Raw genomic sequence first — 3659 nt, 5'->3', positions numbered from 1 at the left:
ATCAATATCCTGACCACGGAGGCGGCGGTGAGCCTCAGGAACAATGAGGATTTCCTTGCCGGTCTCGAGGTGACGCCGGAGCGCCAGCTTGTCTGGGACGAACTCGATGGCCTCGATCGCTTCGTCGCGCGCAAGAAGATCGTCGAACTGATGGAAGAGGGCGGCTTCCTCGAAAAGGTCGAGCCGCATCGCCACGCGGTGCCGCATGGCGATCGCGGCGGCGTGCCGATCGAGCCGTTCCTGACCGAGCAGTGGTATGCCAATGCGGCGGAACTGGCCAAGCCGGCAATCGCTTCCGTGCGCGAAGGTCGCACGAACTTCGTGCCGAAGAACTGGGAAAAGACCTATTTCGACTGGATGGAGAACATCCAGCCCTGGTGCATCTCGCGCCAGCTGTGGTGGGGTCATCAGATCCCGGCCTGGTACGGGCCGGACGGGCGCGTCTTCGTCGAGAAGACCGAGGAAGAGGCGCTGAGCGCCGCGATCGAATTTTATCTGGCGCTGGAAGGACCGTGGAAGGCCTGGGTCGAGGCCAAGCTGGAGAACTTCAAGCCGGGCGAGATCCTGACCCGCGACGAGGATGTGCTGGACACCTGGTTCTCATCGGCGCTGTGGCCGTTTTCGACGCTGGGATGGCCGGACGAGACGCCCGAGCTGAAGACCTACTACCAGACCGACGTGCTGGTGACAGGCTTCGACATCATCTTCTTCTGGGTCGCCCGCATGATGATGATGGGCCTGCACTTCATGGACGAGGAGCCGTTCCACACCGTCTATGTCCATGCGCTGGTGCGCGACAAGAACGGGCAGAAGATGTCGAAGTCGAAAGGCAACGTCATCGATCCGCTCGACCTTATCGACGAATACGGCGCCGACGCGCTGCGCTTCACCCTGACGGTGATGGCGGCGCAAGGCCGTGACGTGAAGCTCGATCCGGCGCGCATCGCCGGCTATCGCAATTTCGGCACCAAGCTGTGGAACGCGACGCGTTTTGCCGAAATGAACGAGGTCGCGCGCAATGACGATTTCTGGCTGAACGACGCCAGGCTGGCGGTCAACCGCTGGATCCTGACCGAGCTGACGCGCGCGGCGCGCGAGATCACCGACGGCATCACCTCATACCGCTTCAACGAGGCGGCGGGTGCCGCCTACCGCTTCGTCTGGAACCTGTTCTGCGACTGGTATCTGGAATTGCTGAAGCCGGTGTTCATGGGCACCGACGAGGCGGCCAAAGCCGAAAGCCGAGCCTGCGTCGCCTTCGTGCTCGACGAGATCTACAAGCTGCTGCATCCGATGATGCCGTTCATGACCGAGGAACTGTGGGCACAGACCGCCGACGAAGGCAAGCAACGCCCCTCGCTGCTGTGCCACGCCGCGTGGCCGTCGCCGGACTTCGAAGACGCCGAGGCTGCAGCCGACATCAATTGGCTGGTCGATCTCGTCTCCGGCATCCGCTCGGTGCGCTCGGAGATGAACGTGCCGCCGGCAGCCATTGCACCGCTCGTCGTGGTCGGCGCCAACGCTGTGACACGCGAACGGCTTGTCCGCGAAGAATCGGCGATCAAGCGGCTGGCGCGGGTCGGCGACATCTCGCTTGCCGATGTCGCGCCCAAGGGTTCGGCGCAGATCGTGCTCAACGAGGCGACGATCTGCCTGCCGCTTGGCAGCCTGATCGACCTTGTCGCCGAGGCAGCACGGCTGCAGAAGGAATTGGCCAAGGTGACCGAGGAGATCGCGCGGCTGCACAAGAAGCTGTCGAACGAGAGGTTCGTCGCCAGCGCGCCGGCCGAGATCGTCGATGCCGAGCGTGAAAAGCTCGCTGAATACCGCGATGCGCAGGACAAGCTGTCGGTCGCGTTGGCCAGGGTTCGCGACGCCGGTTGAGGATAGATTCGCGAGACTTTAGCCCTCTCTAAAGTGCTGGTTTTTCGCGTCGAAAATCTGGATGCCGTTGCGTTAATATTGACGTAAACGGAAGTTTTAGCCCCATTGTTGCCATAATGTAACAATGGGGCTCCTGGAGCCCCAAAAAGGCCTGTTTTCGAGCCTTTTTGGATGGTTCTCTCTGTTTTTTGAGAGCCGCTCAGCCTTCACAGACCATTTTTCGGCTTTGCCGCACTAGGTTGCATTTCCTCGAAAATGCGCCTGGCCAATGTGTACATGTACGCCCGCGAATTCGTTGTTGCACCGTTAACCTGAATTGGTTCTAGCTTGATGCACTCGAATTCGGGGAGGACATTTCATGACTATTCTGCGACTGAAGGCGCTGCTGGGGGCGGGCTGCTTTTCGCTGGCTTTGATCGGGACGGCGATGAATCCGGCACATGCCGGCGGCCTGGAGCGCGGCGGTTACGATATCGATTTGCTGTTCGATCCGGCTCCGTTCGCGACCGAAGCCGAATCGACCTATGTGATGCCGCAACGCAAGCTCAAGAATGCGGTGGACACCAACCCGCTCGACGGCGATTTGACGCCTCTGGGCAGCACGGCGAAGGACAGCGAGAGCTATTGGGTGCCGCGGATCGGCGTCAAGGCGCAGATCGTCCAGGGTGTCGACTGTATGTTCGACTATTCCCAGCCTTGGGGTGCGCACACAAATCCGGGTCTTTGGGCCGGTGCCCAGTCCAACATGGAAACCGACATCAAAAGCAACAACTACGCCACAACCTGCTCCTACAAGATGGACGCCGGCAAAGGCCAGGTTCGCTTCATCGGCGGCGTCTACTACCAGGAAGTCTATGGCTTCAAGCAGGACCTGATATCGCCGCTGGTGCCGGATTTCCAGGGTACCGGGCGTGTCGATCTCAAGGGGACCGGCTGGGGCTGGCGCGCCGGCCTGGCCTATGAAATCCCCGAGATCGCACTGCGCGCCAGCCTCGTCTACAATTCGCGGGTCAAGCTCGACAATATCTCGGGCACGCTGGATTTGACGCATGTTGGCAGCGTGGTGCTTCCGATCTACGGCTCAACGCAATACATGCCGGATACAGTCGAATTGAAATTGCAGTCAGGCATTGCGCCAGGCTGGCTCGCCTTCGGTTCGCTCAAGTGGGTCAATTGGAGCCTGCTGCAGAGCGTTCCGATTTGCGTCGTAGGTACCCCCGCAGGGGCATGCGTCACTGGTGATGCTCTCCATTCGGGCCAGATCACCTCGCTGGACCTGATGTATCGTGACGGCTGGACAGTTACCGGCGGCATTGGCCACAAGTTCAACGATCAGTGGAGTGCTGCCGGCCAGCTTTCCTGGGATCGCGGCACGTCGCATGGCTATGGCTCGCAGACCGATACCTGGACACTGGGCGGCGGCGTCGCCTTTACGCCCAAGCCGAACATCGAAGTGCGTCTGGCCGGCGCGGTTGGGGTGCTGACCAGCGGCCATTCTGGAGCGTTGGCTGGTGAGAACGGATACGTCGCCGGCACGGATGTCAGCTACGACTTCGGCAACGATCTGGTCACGGCGATTTCAGGTGGCCTTAAGATCAAGTTCTAAGTCTCTGACAATTATAACAAAAGGCCAGGGATTACCCGGCCTTTCAGACTGCTGACAAACCCCTGGCATTTGCTGGGGGTTTTTGATTCACTGGGTCATGTTGAAGCGACCCGCCCCTGAACAGACCGCGCTCGAGATGGTGACGCTGGATCAGTTGGTTCCTGCCGAT

2 protein-coding genes are annotated in these 3659 nt (G+C 60.4%); both read left to right on the top strand.

Annotated features, from left to right (window positions below):
• On the top strand, positions 1 to 1884 hold a 1884-nt coding region (locus EN964_RS28605), incomplete at its 5' end, for a valine--tRNA ligase (protein WP_127277019.1).
• 358 nt (positions 1885 to 2242) lie between these two features.
• On the top strand, positions 2243 to 3490 hold the full coding sequence (locus EN964_RS28600; RefSeq protein ID WP_127267802.1) for an OmpP1/FadL family transporter: 1248 nt from the start codon (positions 2243 to 2245) through the stop codon (positions 3488 to 3490).
• Positions 3491 to 3659: the final 169 nt, after the last annotated feature.

It is taken from the genome of Mesorhizobium sp. M7A.F.Ca.CA.001.10.2.1 (genome assembly GCF_003998575.1).
In the GTDB taxonomy this organism is placed as follows: Bacteria; Pseudomonadota; Alphaproteobacteria; order Rhizobiales; family Rhizobiaceae; genus Mesorhizobium.
The sequence above is the reverse complement of the archived record's forward strand: the minus strand, read 5'-3'. Positions and strand labels throughout refer to the sequence as shown.